The organism is Agromyces litoreus (genome assembly GCF_040496015.1).
Taxonomy (GTDB): domain Bacteria; phylum Actinomycetota; class Actinomycetes; order Actinomycetales; family Microbacteriaceae; genus Agromyces; species Agromyces litoreus.
Map to the genome: position 1 here is coordinate 70592 of NZ_JBEPKA010000008.1, position 15707 is coordinate 86298.

General features: G+C 74.8%; 13 protein-coding genes. 5 read left to right on the forward strand and 8 right to left on the reverse strand.

The window, feature by feature from the left end; translation table 11 throughout:
- Window positions 1–32: 32 nt before the first annotated feature.
- The gene (locus tag ABME01_RS08035; RefSeq protein WP_353827866.1) at window positions 33–1349 is read right to left on the reverse strand and encodes an aminotransferase class V-fold PLP-dependent enzyme; all 1317 of its coding nucleotides are present in this window, start codon (window positions 1347–1349) and stop codon (window positions 33–35) included.
- Window positions 1350–1577: 228 nt separating this feature from the next.
- On the opposite strand from ABME01_RS08035, the gene ABME01_RS08040 reads away from it, so the two are divergent.
- A complete protein-coding gene (locus tag ABME01_RS08040) occupies window positions 1578–3275 on the forward strand; it encodes a stealth family protein (RefSeq protein ID WP_353827867.1) in 1698 nt (565 codons plus the stop codon).
- Between the two features lie 25 nt (window positions 3276–3300).
- On the opposite strand, the gene ABME01_RS08045 is transcribed toward ABME01_RS08040, so the two are convergent.
- The 3 genes from ABME01_RS08045 to ABME01_RS08055 all read right to left on the reverse strand — a co-directional run bounded on the left by ABME01_RS08045 (window position 3301) and on the right by ABME01_RS08055 (window position 5885).
- Window positions 3301–4257: a phosphodiesterase gene (locus tag ABME01_RS08045; RefSeq protein WP_353827869.1), complete on the reverse strand. Its 957-nt coding sequence runs from the start codon at window positions 4255–4257 to the stop codon at window positions 3301–3303.
- 105 nt (window positions 4258–4362) lie between these two features.
- The gene (locus ABME01_RS08050; protein ID WP_353827871.1) at window positions 4363–4842 is read right to left on the reverse strand and encodes a hypothetical protein; all 480 of its coding nucleotides are present in this window, start codon (window positions 4840–4842) and stop codon (window positions 4363–4365) included.
- 221 nt (window positions 4843–5063) lie between these two features.
- Window positions 5064–5885, reverse strand: coding sequence for a universal stress protein (locus ABME01_RS08055; protein ID WP_353827872.1), 822 nt, complete (start codon window positions 5883–5885; stop codon window positions 5064–5066).
- Between the two features lie 118 nt (window positions 5886–6003).
- On the opposite strand from ABME01_RS08055, the gene ABME01_RS08060 reads away from it, so the two are divergent.
- From ABME01_RS08060 to ABME01_RS08070, 3 genes are all read left to right on the forward strand, one after another.
- Window positions 6004–7731, forward strand: coding sequence for a GAF domain-containing sensor histidine kinase (locus tag ABME01_RS08060; protein ID WP_353827873.1), 1728 nt, complete (start codon window positions 6004–6006; stop codon window positions 7729–7731).
- Entirely contained in the window at window positions 7728–8369 is a 642-nt protein-coding gene (locus ABME01_RS08065) for a response regulator (RefSeq protein WP_353827874.1), read from the forward strand. The genes ABME01_RS08060 and ABME01_RS08065 overlap by 4 nt, the downstream gene beginning before the upstream one ends.
- 155 nt (window positions 8370–8524) lie before the next feature.
- Window positions 8525–9160 (forward strand): hypothetical protein, encoded by a 636-nt coding sequence (locus ABME01_RS08070; protein ID WP_353827875.1) that lies wholly within the window; start codon window positions 8525–8527, stop codon window positions 9158–9160.
- Window positions 9161–9166: 6 nt separating this feature from the next.
- Here ABME01_RS08070 and ABME01_RS08075 read toward each other — a convergent pair whose 3' ends face one another.
- Both ABME01_RS08075 and ABME01_RS08080 read right to left on the reverse strand, forming a co-directional pair.
- Entirely contained in the window at window positions 9167–11095 is a 1929-nt protein-coding gene (locus ABME01_RS08075) for a LuxR C-terminal-related transcriptional regulator (RefSeq protein WP_353827876.1), read from the reverse strand.
- Window positions 11083–11784 (reverse strand): AAA family ATPase, encoded by a 702-nt coding sequence (locus ABME01_RS08080; protein ID WP_353827877.1) that lies wholly within the window; start codon window positions 11782–11784, stop codon window positions 11083–11085. The genes ABME01_RS08075 and ABME01_RS08080 overlap by 13 nt, the downstream gene beginning before the upstream one ends.
- A 154-nt stretch (window positions 11785–11938) precedes the next feature.
- Here ABME01_RS08080 and ABME01_RS08085 point away from each other — a divergent pair, with 154 nt between their 5' ends.
- Entirely contained in the window at window positions 11939–12514 is a 576-nt protein-coding gene (locus tag ABME01_RS08085; RefSeq protein ID WP_353827878.1) for a GIY-YIG nuclease family protein, read from the forward strand.
- Window positions 12515–12529: 15 nt separating this feature from the next.
- Here ABME01_RS08085 and ABME01_RS08090 read toward each other — a convergent pair whose 3' ends face one another.
- Together ABME01_RS08090 and ABME01_RS08095 are read right to left on the reverse strand one after the other, a co-directional pair.
- On the reverse strand, window positions 12530–14509 hold the full coding sequence (locus ABME01_RS08090) for a DEAD/DEAH box helicase (protein WP_353827879.1): 1980 nt from the start codon (window positions 14507–14509) through the stop codon (window positions 12530–12532).
- 84 nt (window positions 14510–14593) lie between these two features.
- The gene (locus ABME01_RS08095; protein WP_353827880.1) at window positions 14594–15574 is read right to left on the reverse strand and encodes an aldo/keto reductase; all 981 of its coding nucleotides are present in this window, start codon (window positions 15572–15574) and stop codon (window positions 14594–14596) included.
- Window positions 15575–15707: the final 133 nt, after the last annotated feature.

A 15707-nucleotide genomic window follows, 5' to 3' on the forward strand; every position in this document is an offset into this window, starting at 1 on the left:
CAGTGTAGGCAGGTCCCGGGGACGCTCCCGGCTCAGCCGAACTCGGGGCGGACGCGATCGTCGGCCCTCGGGCACCATCCCGCCGGCGTCCGGTCGTAGGCGTGCGCCGGGCCGGATGCCACGAGCCCGGCGAGCGCGGCGAGGAACCGGTCGACGTCCTCGATCGACGTGCTGGCGCCGACGCTCGCGCGCAGGCCGTTCGCGCGGGCCGCGATGCGGTCGAAGAAGGGGTGGGCGCAGAAGCGCCCGGCCCGCACCGAGATCCCGTGCTCCGCGGCGAGGGCCGCGGCGACGAGCCCCACGGACCCGTGCTCGAGCTCGAGCGTCGCGATGCCGACCCGGTCGTCGAGGTCGTCGAACCCGCGCAGCACGCGCACGCCGCGCAGCTCCGCGAGCCCGTCGAGCAGGCGGGAGGTGAGGGCGGCCTCGTGCGCTCGGCGGGCGGGCTCGCCCGTCGACTCGAGCTCGACGAGGGCGCGGGCGAGCGCGGCGGCGCCGACGAGGTTCGGGGTGCCGCCCTCGTGGCGCTCCGGGCCGGACTTCCAGTCGATCCCCGCCAGCGAGACGGACTCGACCGCCCCGCCCCCCGCGAGGTGGGCGGGCGCGGCGTCGAGCCAGTCCGCGCGCCCGACGAGCGCCCCGGCCCCGAACGGCGCGTACGCCTTGTGTCCCGAGAAGGCGAGGTAGTCGATGCCGGACGCCGCGAGGTCGACGCGACGGTGCGGCAGGAGCTGTGCGGCGTCGACGGCGAGGCGCGCGCCGTGCTCGTGCGCGACGGCGGCGAGGGCGTCGAGCGGGAGCACCTCGCCCGTGAGGTTCGAGGCCCCCGTCACCGACAGCAGGGCCGCCGGCCGACGCGCGAGCTCGGCGTCGAGCGCCGCGAGCGTGGCCGCGAAGCCGGGCCGCGCCACGACGACCCGCCGGCCGCGGCGTTCCCACGGCAGCAGGTTCGCGTGGTGCTCGAGGTCGAGCACCACGGTCTCGCCGGGCACGGCGCCCGCGAGCAGGTTGAGCGCGTCGGTCGTGTTGCGCGTGAACACGACGTGGTCGTCCGTGCGGGCGCCGACGTGCCGGGCGACGACGGCGCGAGCGTCCTCGAGCAGCGCCGTGGAGGCCTGCGACGCCCAGCCCGTGCCGCGGTGCACGCTCGCCGAGTACGGCAGCACGCGGTGGACGTGCGCGGCGACGGCGGCGAGCGCGGGCGCGGAGGCGGCCACGTCGAGGTTCACGTGCCGCACGCGGCCGCCGCCGAGCACCGGCACCTCGAGGTCGGCGCCGACCACCCGGAGCAGCGCGTCGCCGTCGGCGCGCGCGGTCGCGACGGGCACGGCGGTCGGGATGCTGGACATGGCGCCTCCTGGCGGACGGGTGCGTCGAGGCTAGGCGCGCCCGCGACCCCGCCTCAACGGCCGCTCGTCACGGCGCGTCACGGCGTGCAACGCGGCGTAGCACCGGGGCGCCGGCGCCCGGCCGCGCCCTCGCCTCCGGCCGTCGGCCCGGGTGCGCCGGCGGTCGTACGATTGAGCCATCCGGCGCCCTCGCGCCGCGCCACCACCGATCCCGGAGCCCTCCACGACGTGACGACGAACGAGCCCGCACCGCAGCGCGACGAGCGCACCCCGGCCGAGGGCGACGCCTTCCACCGGCGCCTTCCCGACGGCCGCGGCCTGCAGCTGAGCGGCGTCCCGGAACTGGTGGTGGTCTCCCCCGACGCCGGCCGCGCACGTTTCGACCGCGACGACCTCGTGGTCCGCCGCGGACAGTACGCGCTGGTGAACGGCCACGCGACGCCGCACGAATCGATGGTGGAGGACCTGCTCGCCGTGGCATCCGCCCTCGACGCCGCCGATGTCGACCACCTGCTCGTGCGCCGCGACGGCGGCCGGCCGGTGATCGCGGTCGACCGAGCCGAGCGCAAGCGCGTGGTCCGTGCGCTCGTACGCGCCTTCGCCGACGAACCGCTCTACGCGGCGACCATGGTGCCCGAGAAGGCGGCCGACGGCCCGCACCTGCTCGTCGCCGACGGCGCGATCTCGACCACCCGCAAGCCGCTGGCGGTGCGACTGTACCGGCCGCGCATCGAACCGGTCGGGCGCCTGCGCTACGGCGCCGAGTCGGCCGTGCAGCTGGAGTTCTGGCGCTTCGGCGACGACCTGATCGAGGCTCCGGTCGAGAACGCGCTGATGCGTCGCACCCTGCCGCGCGGCGAGGCCGTCGAGGACACCGTGCACCTGCACGGCCGCGACTGGCGCACGCTGGAGCACATGTGGGAGCCGCTCGCGAGCGACATCGACTTCGAGATCGACATGGTGTTCTCCTGGGTCGACGGCTCCGACACCGAGTTCCTCCGCGAGCGGGCGCGTCGCATGCAGACCTACGTCGTCGGCGAGGGCGACGACTCCGAGGCCCGCTACCGCCAGATCGACGAGCTGAAGTACGCACTGCGATCGGTGTACCTGTTCGCACCCTGGGTCCGGCACATCTACATCTGCACCGACTCACGGCCGCCGGCGTGGCTCGCCAGGCATCCGAAGGTCACCGTCGTGCGGGCGGAGGAGATGTTCGCCGACCCCTCGGTGCTGCCCACGTACAACTCGCACGCGGTGGAGAGCCAGCTGCACCGCATCCCCGGCATCGCGGAGCACTTCCTCTACTCGAACGACGACATGTTCTTCGGCCGGCCGGTGTCGCCCGACCTGTTCTTCTCCCCCGGCGGGGTGACGAAGTTCGTCGAGGCGGGCACCCGGATCGGGCTCGGCGACTCCGACCCGACGCGGTCCGGGTTCGAGAACGCGGCGCGCGTGAACCGCGCGCTGCTGCGAGAACGGTTCGGCAAGGTCACCACGCGGCACCTGGAGCACTGCGCCGCACCGCTGCGCCGGAGCGTGATGGCGGAGCTCGAGTCCACGTTCCCCGAGGAGTTCCGGCGCACCGCGGCCAGCCGGTTCCGCTCGGCGACCGACATCTCCGTCACGAACTCGCTCTACCACTACTTCTCGCTCATGACCGGGCACGCGGTCGTGCAGACCGACGCGACGGTGAAGTACATCGAGACCACGCTGAAGCGCGCGCTCCCGGCGATGCGACGCCTGCTGAAGCGTCGCGACGTCGACATGTTCTGCCTGAACGACGGCAGCTTCCCCGAGATCTCGGTCGAGGAGCGCACGAGCGCCGTCATCGACTTCCTCGAGCGCTACTTCCCGTTCCCGGCCCCGTGGGAGAAGGCCGAGCCGGATGCCGCGGCCGACGTGGAGGAGCACCGGCTCGGCGCCTGAATCCGGGCGCGCCCGACCGGCGCCGCTATGGGCGCAGCACCAGCGTCGTGGGCGGCGTCGGCTCCGCTGCGCGCTCGGGCCGACCGGCGCGCGACTCCGGCGCCGTCGCGATCTCGATGCCGTCCGCCGCGAGCCGCCGGGCGGACTCGTCGGCGTCGATCCAGTCCAGCGGCGCGTGGTCGCCCATCGGGACGACCGAGTGCAGGACCGTCGTCGGGTACACGTGCACGAGGTTGAAGGACCGCGCCCCGTCCCATCCGCGCGTCCCGCCGACCGGCACCGTGAGGTCCTGCGTGTAGCAGCTGGCCGAGGCGACCGAGACCGGGATGCCCGCGAACGTCGCGGTCGAGGAGTAGTGCAGGTGCCCCGCGATGATCGAGCGGATGTCGCTGCCCGCGACCACCTCGGCGAGCGCCGCCTGGTCGCGCAGCTCGACCGACGCGGCGAGGTCGAGCACGCTCGGCACAGGCGGATGGTGCAGGGCGAGGACCGTGCCGTGCGGTGCGGGGATGGAGAGCTCCTCGGCGAGCCAGTCGAGCTGCTCGCCCGTGAGCTCGCCGTGGTGGTGCCCCGGCACGGTGGAGTCGAGCGTGATGACCCGCAGCCCGGCCACGTCGTCGACGCGGTCGACCGGCCGGGGTCCGCCGATCCCGTCCCCGAGCAGACCCCGCCGGAAGGCGTCGCGATCGTCGTGGTTGCCCATCACCCAGATGACGCGGGTTCCCAGGCGCGCGGCGACGGGGTCGACGATGCCCCGGATCAGCTCGTACGCCTCCGGCTCGCCCCGATCGGCGAGGTCGCCCGTGAAGACGATCGCGTCCGGCCGGCCGCCCGAGGCCTCGAACTGCTCGAACAGCTCGCGGAGGTGACGGTCGGAGGCGACGCGATCGTAGAGGCGACCGCCGCCGGCGAGCAGGTGGGTGTCGCTGACGTGCAGCAGGAAGTGCGACGGCCGGGGATGCTCGGCCTGCCGGGTGATCACGGGGACTCCGATCGTTCGCGGGGCGTCCGGGTGGACACACGCTAGCGCAGCACGTGCGGCCGAACATCCCGTGACCGCGGAGTGTGACGCAGCTGAACGCCGGGTTCAGTCCTTCTTCTTGTCGGGTCGGTTCGTGGCGCCGGGCGGATCGGGTCGCCCGTTGCCGGTCGGCTCCTCGGTGGGCTCCGTGGTCGCGACCGGCGCATCCGGTTCCGCAGTGGCCACCGGGTCCCCCGGCTGGTCCTCGGCCGGGGTTCCGGGCACGGTGGTGGCGGGCGGGGTCGGCGTGGGCGTCGCGGTCGGCGCTCCCGTCGTGGGGGCCGGCATCACGAAGTCGGAGCCCGGGCTCGGTCGCGGCCGCGGGCCATCGCCGCGCTCGCCATCGGCGACGGCGCCCGGCGGGTTGGCGATGAACGCCGCGGTGCCGACGAAGGCGACGCCGGAGACCAGCACCGCGACGGCCACGAGCACGAGGATCCGGTGCGCCGAGACCCACGGCAGCACCGGCCCGGATCGAAGTCGGTCGAGCAGGCGGGAGAGCGTGCCCAGTGCGGCCGCGGCGATCCCCGCAAGGCGGTCGGTCACGCCCCCGAGGGGGCCCGTCGGTGCGGATCGGCGGGCTGCGTGTCGCCCACGCCGCTCCCGCTCCGTAGCCGGGTCTTCCATGCCGTCCTTCGCCTCGTCCGTCTTCTGCGCCGCAGTGCAGCATACCCGCGACCGCCTGAGGATGCCTCCCGAACGGGGGGGCTTGCGAGAGGCCCGGGACGACCGGGCAGGGCAGCGCCGGCGCCTTGCGGCGATCGACCTCAGGCGACGGACCAGCCGACGAGGTACGCCTCGACCACCACCTGCGGGGAGACCACCACCGGCCCGGCGAGGTTCATGAGCACGTCGGAGTTGGTGCGGCCGAGCGGGAGGAATCCGCGGCTCGCGACCCGCCGGCCCGTGACGGTCAGCACCGCCCGTCGAGAGATGCCGATCAGCGAGTCCGATGCCGCGCCGGCGGCCGTCCGCCGCTCCACCGGGACCTCCGGTGCGGCGTCGGCCGCGATGTCACCGGCGCGATCGAGTGCGCGGTCGTCGATCCCGTCCCCGTCGACGGCGCGCAGCAGCACGAGCGGCTCCCCGAGGCGAGACGCCTCCTCGGCGGCGAAGCGGACGGCGTCGTCGCTGTCGTGGCCGTCCGAGACGCCGACGGCGACCCCGGACCTGCCGCGCCAGGAGGTCACCGGGACCACGGCGGTCGGCGACGCCGCGACGGCGGCGAGCTGCAGGCTGCGCGATCCCATCGCCCGGCCGTGGAAGTAGCCGACCTTGTGCGTGCCGACGACCACGAGCCCGGCCCCGCGGGACGCCTCGGCGAGGGTGAGGATCGGGCTGCCGACCACGACGCTGCTGCCCACGACGGCGCCGGGCGCCACCGCGCGGGCGGCGTCGAGCTCGCGCGCGGCGAGGTCCTCGGCGGCGGCGCGCAGTTCTGCGAGGACGGAGTTGCCCACGCTCCCCCACCCGTCGTCGACGATCGTGACGAGCGCGAGGTCCTCGCCCGTGCGGTCGGCGCGACGCGCCGCCCAGTCCACGGCGGCCCGGCTGGCGACGCTGCCGTCCGCCCCGACCACGATCGTCATGGGATCAAATATCCGCGCGGCCCCCTGCGACCCCGGGGCCTTTGGTCCCCTCGTCGGGGGCGGATGCCGGGGATGCCCCGGATGGTACATTGGCGCCATCCGCCGGGTTGGAGGTGGCATGTCGCACACGTCGCCGCTGTCGTTCCCAGAGGGCCCGAGGGTCGAGCTCGACCGGGCGCTGCGCGACCTCGTGGACCGGGCCGACGAGGTCATGCGCACGCAGGGCCGGCTGCGCGCGCTGCTGGATGCGACGCGCTCCGTCGTCGGCGAGATCGAGCTCTCGGAGGTGCTGCGCAGCATCGTGCGCTCCGCGGCCGACCTGGTCGATGCGGAGTACGGCGCGATCGGCGTGCTGGCACCGCAGGGCGGCCTCGAGCAGTTCGTCCACGTCGGGATGCCGGACGCGACCGTGCAGCGCATCGGCCGCCTCCCCGAGGGTCGCGGACTGCTCGGCGCCCTGATCGACCACCCCGACCCGATCCGGCTCGGCGTGCTCGGCGACGACCCGAGGTCGGTCGGGTTCCCCGAGGGCCACCCGCCGATGGGCAGCTTCCTCGGCGTCCCACTGCGCGTGCGCGAGGAGGTCTTCGGCAACCTCTACCTCACCAACCGGCGCTCCGGCCCGTTCACCGAGGAGGACGTCGAGCTGATCACCGCGCTCGCCACCGCCGCGGGCCTCGCGATCGACAACGCGCGCCGATACGCCGAGGCGCGCATGCGCGAGACCTGGGCCGCCGCCTCGGCGCAGGTCGTGTCGGCGCTGCTGACCTCGCCGGGCGATGACGCGCCGGCACTGCTCGCCGACGAGCTCTCGGCGCGCGGCTCCGCCGAGCGCGTGGCGATCCTCACGGGCGCCGGCGGCACCGCGGTGCGCGTGCTCGAGGTCCGCGGCGACGAGACCGACGTCGACCTCGCCGGCGCGACGCTGCCCGCGGGTCGGACCCTCGGCGCCGTCGTCCTCGAGGGCGGCGAATCCCGCGCGACGCCGGGCGGCCGGCTCGACCAGCCCGACGCGCTCGCCCTCGCGCACGACGGCATGGCGGGCCCCGTGCTGTTCACCGCGCTCCGCAAGGCGGGCGTGCCGCGGATGGTGATCGCCGCGGCCCGGCGGCCCGGCGCGCCGCACTTCACCGCCGCAGAGATGCGGATCGCGGAGGACCTCGCGGACCGGGTCTCGCTCGCGCTGGAGCTCGCCGAGGCGCGCGATGCGGAGCAACGGGCGCTCCTGCTCGAGGACCGGGCGCGCATCGCGCGGGACCTGCACGACCACGTCGTCCAGCAGCTCTACGGCGCCGGCCTCGACCTGCAGGCCGCCGTGGGCGACGCTCCCGACGCGGTCGTCCGCCGGCTCGACTCGGCTGTCGACGCGATCGACGAGGCGATCGCACAGGTGCGCACCATAGTCTTCGCGCTCACGCCGCACGACGGCCGGGTCCCCACCCTGCGGCATCGGGTGCTCGACCTCGCGGGAACGGCGTCGCGCCACCTGCCCCAGCCGGTCACGGTCTCGTTCTCGGGTCCGGTCGACCTGGTCTCCGAGGGCGCGCTCGCCGACGAGCTGACGGCGACCGTGCGCGAACTGCTGTCGAACGCGGTCAAGCACTCCGGGGCGAGTTCGGTCGTGCTCACCATCACCGCGACCGACGGGTCGGTCACGGCCGTCGTGGCCGACGACGGCCGCGGCATCGGCGACTCGCCGCGCCGCAGCGGGCTGGAGAACCTCCGCGTCCGCGCCGAGCGGCTCGGCGGGGCGTTCGAGCTCGAGAGCGGCGGCGACGGCACGCGCGCCAGGTGGACCGCCCCGATCGCCCCCGCCCCGTCACTTCCGGAAGGAGACCCCAGATGACCCGCGTGTTCCTCGTGGACGACCACGAGATCGTCCGCCGAGGCGTGGCGCAGCTGCTCGATCGCGAACCCGACCTGGAGGTCGTCGGCGAGGCCGGCACCGTCGCCCAGGCGCTCGCCCGCATCGAGGCCACGCGGCCCGACGTGGCCGTGCTCGACATGCGCCTGCCCGACGGCGACGGCATCGACCTGTGCCGCGAGCTGCGGTCGCACCATCCCGAGCTCGCCTGCCTCATCCTCACCGCGTACGACGACGACCAGGCCGCGATGTCGGCGGTGCTCGCCGGCGCCGCCGGGTACGTGCTGAAGAACGTGCGCGGCACCACGATCGTCGAGGACGTGCGCGCGGTGGCTACCGGCAGGTCGCTCATCGACCGGTCGATCGCCACGCGCGTGTCACGACAGGCCACCTCGGACGCGCACGACGATCCGCGCTTCAGCGCGCTGAACCTCCGGGAGCGGCAGGTGCTCGCGCTCATCGCCGACGGGCTCACGAACCGCCAGATCGGCGACGAGCTGGGGCTGGCCGAGAAGACCGTGAAGAACTACGTGTCGGGGCTGCTGTCCAAGCTCGGATTCGAGCGTCGCACCCAGGCCGCGGTCTACCAGATGGAGCCCCGCGCGCACGGCGACGAGTGAGCATCGGTCCGATGTCGCAGGGAGGCGGCTCCATCCGCTCGTGCGCGGCCACGTGATTCGCCGGAACGTGGGTACCCGCTACTCATGACCGGGCGTCTCGTTCTTCCTAGCGTCGTTCCCAGCATGGACCGACGCAGCAGTGGGAGGGAGCGGCCATGAACACGAACGCGACGAGGATCCCGGGACGCGACGAGACGGGTCGTCGCACGGGCACCGGACGGATCGCCGCGAGGTTCGGGACCGTCGCCGCCGTCGCCGGCCTCGCGACGGTCGGCCTGACGGCGCCATCGGCCGCCGTCGCGACCGAGCGCGCCGGCGCGGGCGACCGAGCAGCGGAGATCGAGCGCACCAGCATCGAGGCGGCATGGCTCTTCCACGACCTGGACACCGACCTCCACGTGCTGCAGGGCCTCGCGCCCGAGGAGGGCTGCACCGGGAGCCCGTTCCCGCTCGTCGACGCCATGACGGTGACCTCGCCGAGCGGCGTGACCACGATGATGGCGTCCGGGACGGCTCCGGTCTACGTCTACGAGGACGACGACTACGACGACGCGCTGGCGTGGATCATCAACGAGGCATGCCCGGCGGTCGCCGCGGGCACGCCGCCGGTACCGGTCGCCGCCGGCGACGCCCACTTCACGTCCGTGGACCACATCGCTGCGGACGGCACGGTGCGGGGGCGCACGACACTGAGCGGCACGCTCTCGACGCCCGACGGCGAGCAGGTCCACCTGGTCGCCACCGGCACGCCGGGCACGTTCGCGAACGACCACGTGGTGCTCACGGACTGACGGCGGTCAGGGTGCTGCGGTACCAGGCGCGCGGGCGGGCCGGTCGCGCGCACCCGCCCCGCGCCCCTCGCGCCGCGTCAGTTCGGCGGCCGCCTCACGGGTGCCGACGCCCAGCGCGCCGAGCACCGCGGCCACGTGGTTCTCGGCGGTGCGCACCGAGATGAAGAGCCGTTCGGCGATCGCCGCGTTGCTCAGCCCCTCGGTCACGAGCGCGAGGACCTCCTGCTGGCGTCGGGTGAGGCCGTGGACGTCGCCGCGCGTCGCCGCCCGAGGCCCTCGGGGGATCGTGGTGACGCCGTCCGCGACGAGCCCGGAGCGCACGCGCGCGGCCAGTGCCCGTGCGCCGATGCGCTGCGCGACGCGGAGCCCCTCGATGCGAGCCGCCACATCGCCCCGGGCGAGCGCGGTCGCCTGCTCGAAGGGCGCGCCGCGCTCGCCGAACCAGTCGGCGGCGCGGCGCCACCGTCCGCCTGCGATCCACTGCAGTGGCGCCGGCGCCGACGTCGGCAGTGCATCGAGGACGCCGTCCATCAGCAGCGCGAGCGCGAGCTGGCCGACCGCCCACACCTCGTGGACGTCGCGGTACCGGGCGAGGACCTCGAGGTCGCGGGCACGGCCGGCCGGGTCGGTCCTGCCGAACACCCAGCGGTGCTCGGCCGAGACGCGGGCCGCCCAGAGCCGGTCCTGCGCCTGGCCGTCGGTCGAGGTCCGCTCCCACAGGTCCTCGACCGCCGACGCCGCGGCGTGGTCCCCGGACCGCACGAGCAGCAGCGCCGATTCGGCCCTGCACCACCATCTCAGCGCCTCCGGGCTCGCGTCGTCGTCCATCCATCGACGCAGGTCGGCGAGTGATCGGGCGAGGTCGCCGCGCCGACCGGCGAGGACGCTCCCCATCACGGCGAACCACCGTCGATGGGCTCCGACCTCCGGCTCCGCCTCGGTGCGCCGGACCTCGACCTCGTTGAGCCGGCGGGCGCGATCGAGGTCCATCGCCGCAGCCGCGGTCTCGATCAGGTTGGCCCGCGCACGCTGGGCCTCCCACGCGAGCCCGAGGGAGTCGGCCACCTCGACGGCGTCGTCGAGCATCGGCGTGCCGCTGGGATAGTCGGCGAAGTTGCGCAACGTCCCGAGGGCGGTCAGCGCCACGGCCCTCGCCGGGTTCGGTCCGGGGGCCAGTTCCAGCGCGCGACGGGCGTGCGCCGACGCGGCGGCGTCGTCGAGCGACTGGACGGCATGGCGCGCAAGGAGCGCGTGGGCGGCTGCCAGGTCCTCGCCCGGGACGTGGACGAGAACGCGGGCGGCCTCCTCCGCGAGGTCCGCCGCACGTGCCCACTCCGACCGGGCCCACGCGGCGCGGGACGCCGCGATCAGCGCGTGTCCCTCCGCGCGCGGTTCGCCGATCTCGCGGGAGACGGCGACCGCGCGCAGCGCCATCGCCAGGCCGTCGCCGTCCGCGGCGTCGACCTGTTCCGAGCACATCGTCAGCAGGACGACCCGATCACCGGGTGGGAGCAGATCGAGGTGCGGCACGAGGGCCCGCAGGTGCGTCGCCGCCTCCCGGTGGCTCTGACGGGCGGCAGCCTCCGCGGCGGCCGCGGGGAGGATCCGGATCATCGCGTCGACGTCGCCGGCGCTCCGGGCGTGGTGCGCGAGCCTGGCCGCATCCGCACCCAGGCGCTCCCCCGCCGACAGCACCTGCCGGTGGGCCGCTCGGCGACGGGCGGGGGTCAGGGCCTGCTCGACCGCCGCGCGCGCGAGTTCGTGACGGAACGCCACGCTCCCCGACCGGATCTCCAGCAGCCCCGATTGGACGGCCGCATCGAGGGCGCCGACGAGGTCGGGATCGATCGCGTCCAGCATCGACACGTCCAGTCGGGTGGGCACGACGGCCGCGATCTCGACGACGGCGAGCTCCGGGCCCGTCAGCCGCGACACCAGGCTCCCGACGAGGTCGGCGACGGGGTCGGGACCCCGGGGTCCGTCGCATCGAGGAGGGCGGTCACCAGGTAGGGGTTCCCGCCCGTCGCGCGGCGGACCCGCTCCGCGACCTCGCGATCACCGGCCAGTCCGGCGATGACCTCGGCGCTCCACGGGCCGAGGTGGACGTTCTCCACGCACGCCGCGGGAAGGTCGCCGATGAGCGTCCGCACCGGGTGTCGGGGGCCGACCTCGCGCATCGTCAGCACGATGGCCAGCCGGCTCCGGTCGACCCTCCGCCCGATCAGCCGCAGCAGGTCGATGGTCGCCCCGTCGGCCCAATGCACGTCCTCGACCACGACGAGCGTGGGCGAGGCGCGGTGCACCAGGGCGTCGAGGATCCGCTGGCGCACCAGGCCGGGCGCCCCGGCGTCCAAGGCGGCGCGGAGGTCCGGGTCGGCGGCGCTCATGTCCCACACCGGGCCGAGGGGGCGAGCGGCCAGCAGGTCGTCGCACCAGCCCTGCAGCACCCGCACGCCGGGGCCCGCCGAGTCCACGAGCGCGCGGACGACGGTCGTCTTGCCGATACCGGCCTCGCCGCGGACGAGCAGGATGCGGCCCTCGCCCCGTCGCGAGCGCTCGACCCACGCCCGGAGGTCGTCGAGCACGTCGTCGCGCCCGATGACCTCGCCCCCGGAGCGCACCATTCGTCCCATCCGATCCCCAGCCCTCCCTCGACCGTAGTCACCCGGAGGAGCGACCGCACCGCGCTGCACGACCGACGCCACGGCGTCCCGGGCCGACACGCGCCGCCGCTCGCACCCGACCCGCCCGTCGGTGGGTCCGCGTAGCCTCGCCCGCATGGCGAGGGATGCCGCGGCCTGCACGGTCGTCGACGAGCGAGGACCATGCGGCGAGCCGGTCGAACCGGGCGCGTCGCTGTCGCTGTCGCTGTGCACGACGCACCTGCTCGCGGCGTTCGACTGGGTCGCCCGCCGCGACGGCGTGACCGACGTGCTGCCTGGCACCTGCCTCGTGTGCGGCTCGCGCGTCGGCGTCCGCCATCCGTCCGGATGGGTGTGCGCGATCTGCGAGTGGCGGGTCGGCGCCGTGCCCGACGCGGAGGTTGCACCGCCGCGCGTCGACGTCGTCTACTACGTGCGGTGGCGCGAGCGGGTGAAGATCGGCACGTCGGCGAACCCGCGGCGGCGGTTGGCCGGCATCCCGCACGACGAGGTCCTCGCGTTCGAGCGCGGCGACCGCCGCCTCGAGCAGCGCCGGCACGCGGAGTTCGCGGACTCGCGCTGGCCGGGCACCGAGTGGTTCCGGTTCGACGACCCGCTCGTGCGCCACGTCGCCGAGCTCGCCGCCGGCGTCACCGACCCGTGGGACCGCTACGACCGGTGGCGGAGCGAGGAGCTCGCGCGGCGCGCCTGAGGCGCGCGACGCGCGTCAGTTCTTGTGGCGCGGCTTGCGGTAGGGACGGTCGCCGTCGCGGGGACGGTCGTCGCGGTCGGACCGCGACCGGTCGTCCCGGTCGTACCCGCCTCCGCCGCGACGGTCGTCGCGGTCGTACCGGCCGCCACCGCGCCGGTCGTCGTCGCGGTCGTATCGGCCACGACCCCGGTCGGAGCGGTCGTTCCCGCCGTCCCGGTCGTACCGGCCCCGTCCGCCGTCGCGGTCGTACCGGTCGCGCCCGCCGTCGCGGTCGTACCGGCCGCGGCCGCCTCGGCGAGGCGCACCGGTGTCGGGTCGCAGGTCGATGAGCTGCCCCGAGATGCGCGTGCCGGCCAGCCGGTCCATCGCGCCGGCGGGGAGACGTTCGGGCAGCTCGATGAGCGAGAAGTCGCCCATGATCCGGATCGCCCCGAAGTCGTCGCGCCGCAGCCCGCCCTCGTTGGCGAGGGCGCCGACGATCTGCCTCGGCTCGACGCGGTGGCGACGGCCGACCGCGATGCGGTAGGTCGCCATGCCCTCGCGAGGACCTCGATCGCGACGCTCGCGCCGGTCGCTGCGGTCGTCGCCGCGGTCGCGGTCGAACCGGTCGCGCTCGCGACGCTCGGGCTCCGGCTCGGCCTCCATCAGCAGCGGCGACTCGCCCTGCGCCACGACGGCGAGCGCCGCCGCGACATCCGTCTCGGGCACGTCGTGGTGCCGCACGTAGTGGGCGATGATGTCGCGGAACCCGTCGATGCGCTCGGACTGCCCGAGCGCATCGGTGATGCGGTCGTCGAAGCGCGCGAGCCGCGACTCGTTGACCTCGTCGACGCTCGGCAGCTGCATCGCCGTCATGGGCTGCTTCGTCGCCTTCTCGATGCGGTTCAGCAGTCCGCGCTCGCGCGGCGTGACGAAGCTGATGGCGTCGCCCGAACGCCCGGCCCGGCCGGTGCGGCCGATGCGGTGCACGTACGGCTCGCTGTCGGTCGGGATGTCGAAGTTCACGACGTGGCTGATCCGCTCGACGTCGAGGCCGCGGGCCGCGACGTCCGTCGCGACCAGGATGTCGAGCTTGCCCGACTTCAGCTGCTCGACGGTGCGCTCGCGCTGGGCCTGGGCGATGTCGCCGTTGATCGCGGCGGCCTCGTAGCCGCGGGCCCGGAGCTTCTCGGCCAGCTCCTCGGTCGCGTTCTTCGTGCGGACGAAGATGATCATGCCCTCGAAGTTCTCGACCTCGAGGATGCGGGTGAGGGCGTCGACCTTGCGCGCGTGCGCGACGACGAGCACCCGCTGGGCGATGTTGGCCGAGGTCTGGGTCTTCGCCTTGACGGTGATCTGCTCGGGGTCCCGCAGGTACTGCTGCGACATCCGCCGGATGGTCGCGGGCATCGTCGCCGAGAACAGCGCGACCTGCTTCTCCTCCGGGGTGTCGGCGAGGATCGTCTCGACGTCCTCGGCGAAGCCCATCTTGAGCATCTCGTCGGCCTCGTCGAGCACGAGGTACTTCAGGTCGGAGAGGTCGAGCGTGCCCTTGTCGAGGTGGTCGATGACACGTCCGGGGGTGCCGACCACGATGTGCACGCCGCGACGCAGGGCGGAGAGCTGGACGCCGTAGCCCTGCCCGCCGTAGACGGGGAGGATGTGCACGTCGTCGAGGTGCGACGCGTAGCGCTCGAACGCCTCGCAGACCTGCAGCGCGAGCTCGCGCGTCGGGGCCAGGACGAGCGCCTGCGGGCGGCGGTCCGCCACGTCGAGCCTGGCGAGGATCGGCAGCGCGAACGCCGCCGTCTTGCCGGTGCCGGTCTGCGCGAGGCCGACGACGTCGCGGCCCTCGAGCAGGGTGGGGATCGTGGCCGCCTGGATCGCCGACGGCGTCTCGTAGCCGACGTCGTCGAGCGCCCGCAGCACCGGGCCCTCGAGTCCGAGGTCGGCGAACGTGATCGCGGCAGGCTCCTCGGGAGCGGCGGTCGGGGCGGGGTCTTCGACGGAGGTCACCCTTCAGGGTAGACCTCGGTGCCTGCGCATCGCCCGAGTGCCGGGACGGACGGCGACGAGCCGTCGGTCGCGGGCGACGTCGTGCTACGACCACTCCCGCGCGCCGCGGTCCGACCAGTAGTCGCCCGGGTCGCGCGCGAGCTCGGCGAGCGCACCGGCGGCGACCGACGGGGTCCTCGCGTCGAGCCCGGCGTCGAGCTGCGCGGGCGTGACGGCACCGCTCAGCACGACGTCGGCCCACGGCTGCGACCGCGCCGCCCCCACGGCGAGCGCGGGCAGCGGCTGCCCGTCCGCCTCGGCGAGGGCGGCGGCATGCGGCTCGCCCGCGGTGCCGGCGCCGTCGGCGAGCCGCCCGTTCGCGAGCACCTCCTTGAGCACCACGAACCATCCGGCCTCGTGCGCCCGGCCGAGGGCCTCGCCCGCCGACGGCTCCTGCAGGTTCCACGTGGCCTGGACGGTGGCGAAGGGCGAGTCGGGGAGCTCCCGGGCCGCGTCCAGCGCGTCGCCCTGGTGCGGCCCGCTCGTCGAGACGCCGATCGAGACGCCGGATGCGGCGAGCTCGCGCAGCCGGTCGAGGAGCACCCCGTCGGCGAGCACGGCGCTCTCGGGGGTGAGCGAGTGCACGAGGTACCGGTCGGGCGCCCCGCCCAGGGCGGCGAGCGTCTCGGGCCACTGGTGGTCGAGCATGGCGAGCGAGTGCTCCTTGCGCTCGTGGACCGCGGCGTCCATGCGCCAGTCGCCGACGTACTCGTACCCCCACTTCGACTCGATCGCGAGGGCCGGGCGCCGGCCGGGTCGCGCGGTCAGCCACGAGCCGAGGAACTCCTCGGCGCGGCCGTACGAGCGGGCGGCGTCGACGAACCGGATGCCGCGATCCCACGCGGCGTCGAGCATCGCGTGCGCCCGCGCCCGCATCGCCGTGACGCTCCGGTCCGCTCCGAGGTCGCGGTCCCGCCCTGCGGTGAGGTAGGCGGGGCGGCCGAGTGCCGCGAGCCCGAGCCCGAGCGGGGCGAGGGCCGGTTCCGGAGCGCCGCTCGCGGCCGGCCGTGCGTGCGCGTCGTCCACGCTGCGGGAGCCTACGCCGCCGAGGCGGACCGGGCCAGTGCTCGGAGGGTAGACGATACTCGGGCGCCTCGCCACCGGTTGGCGCCCCGGCGCGGATCGTGGCATCGTGGCCGGTTCGTGATCGCAGAGGAGG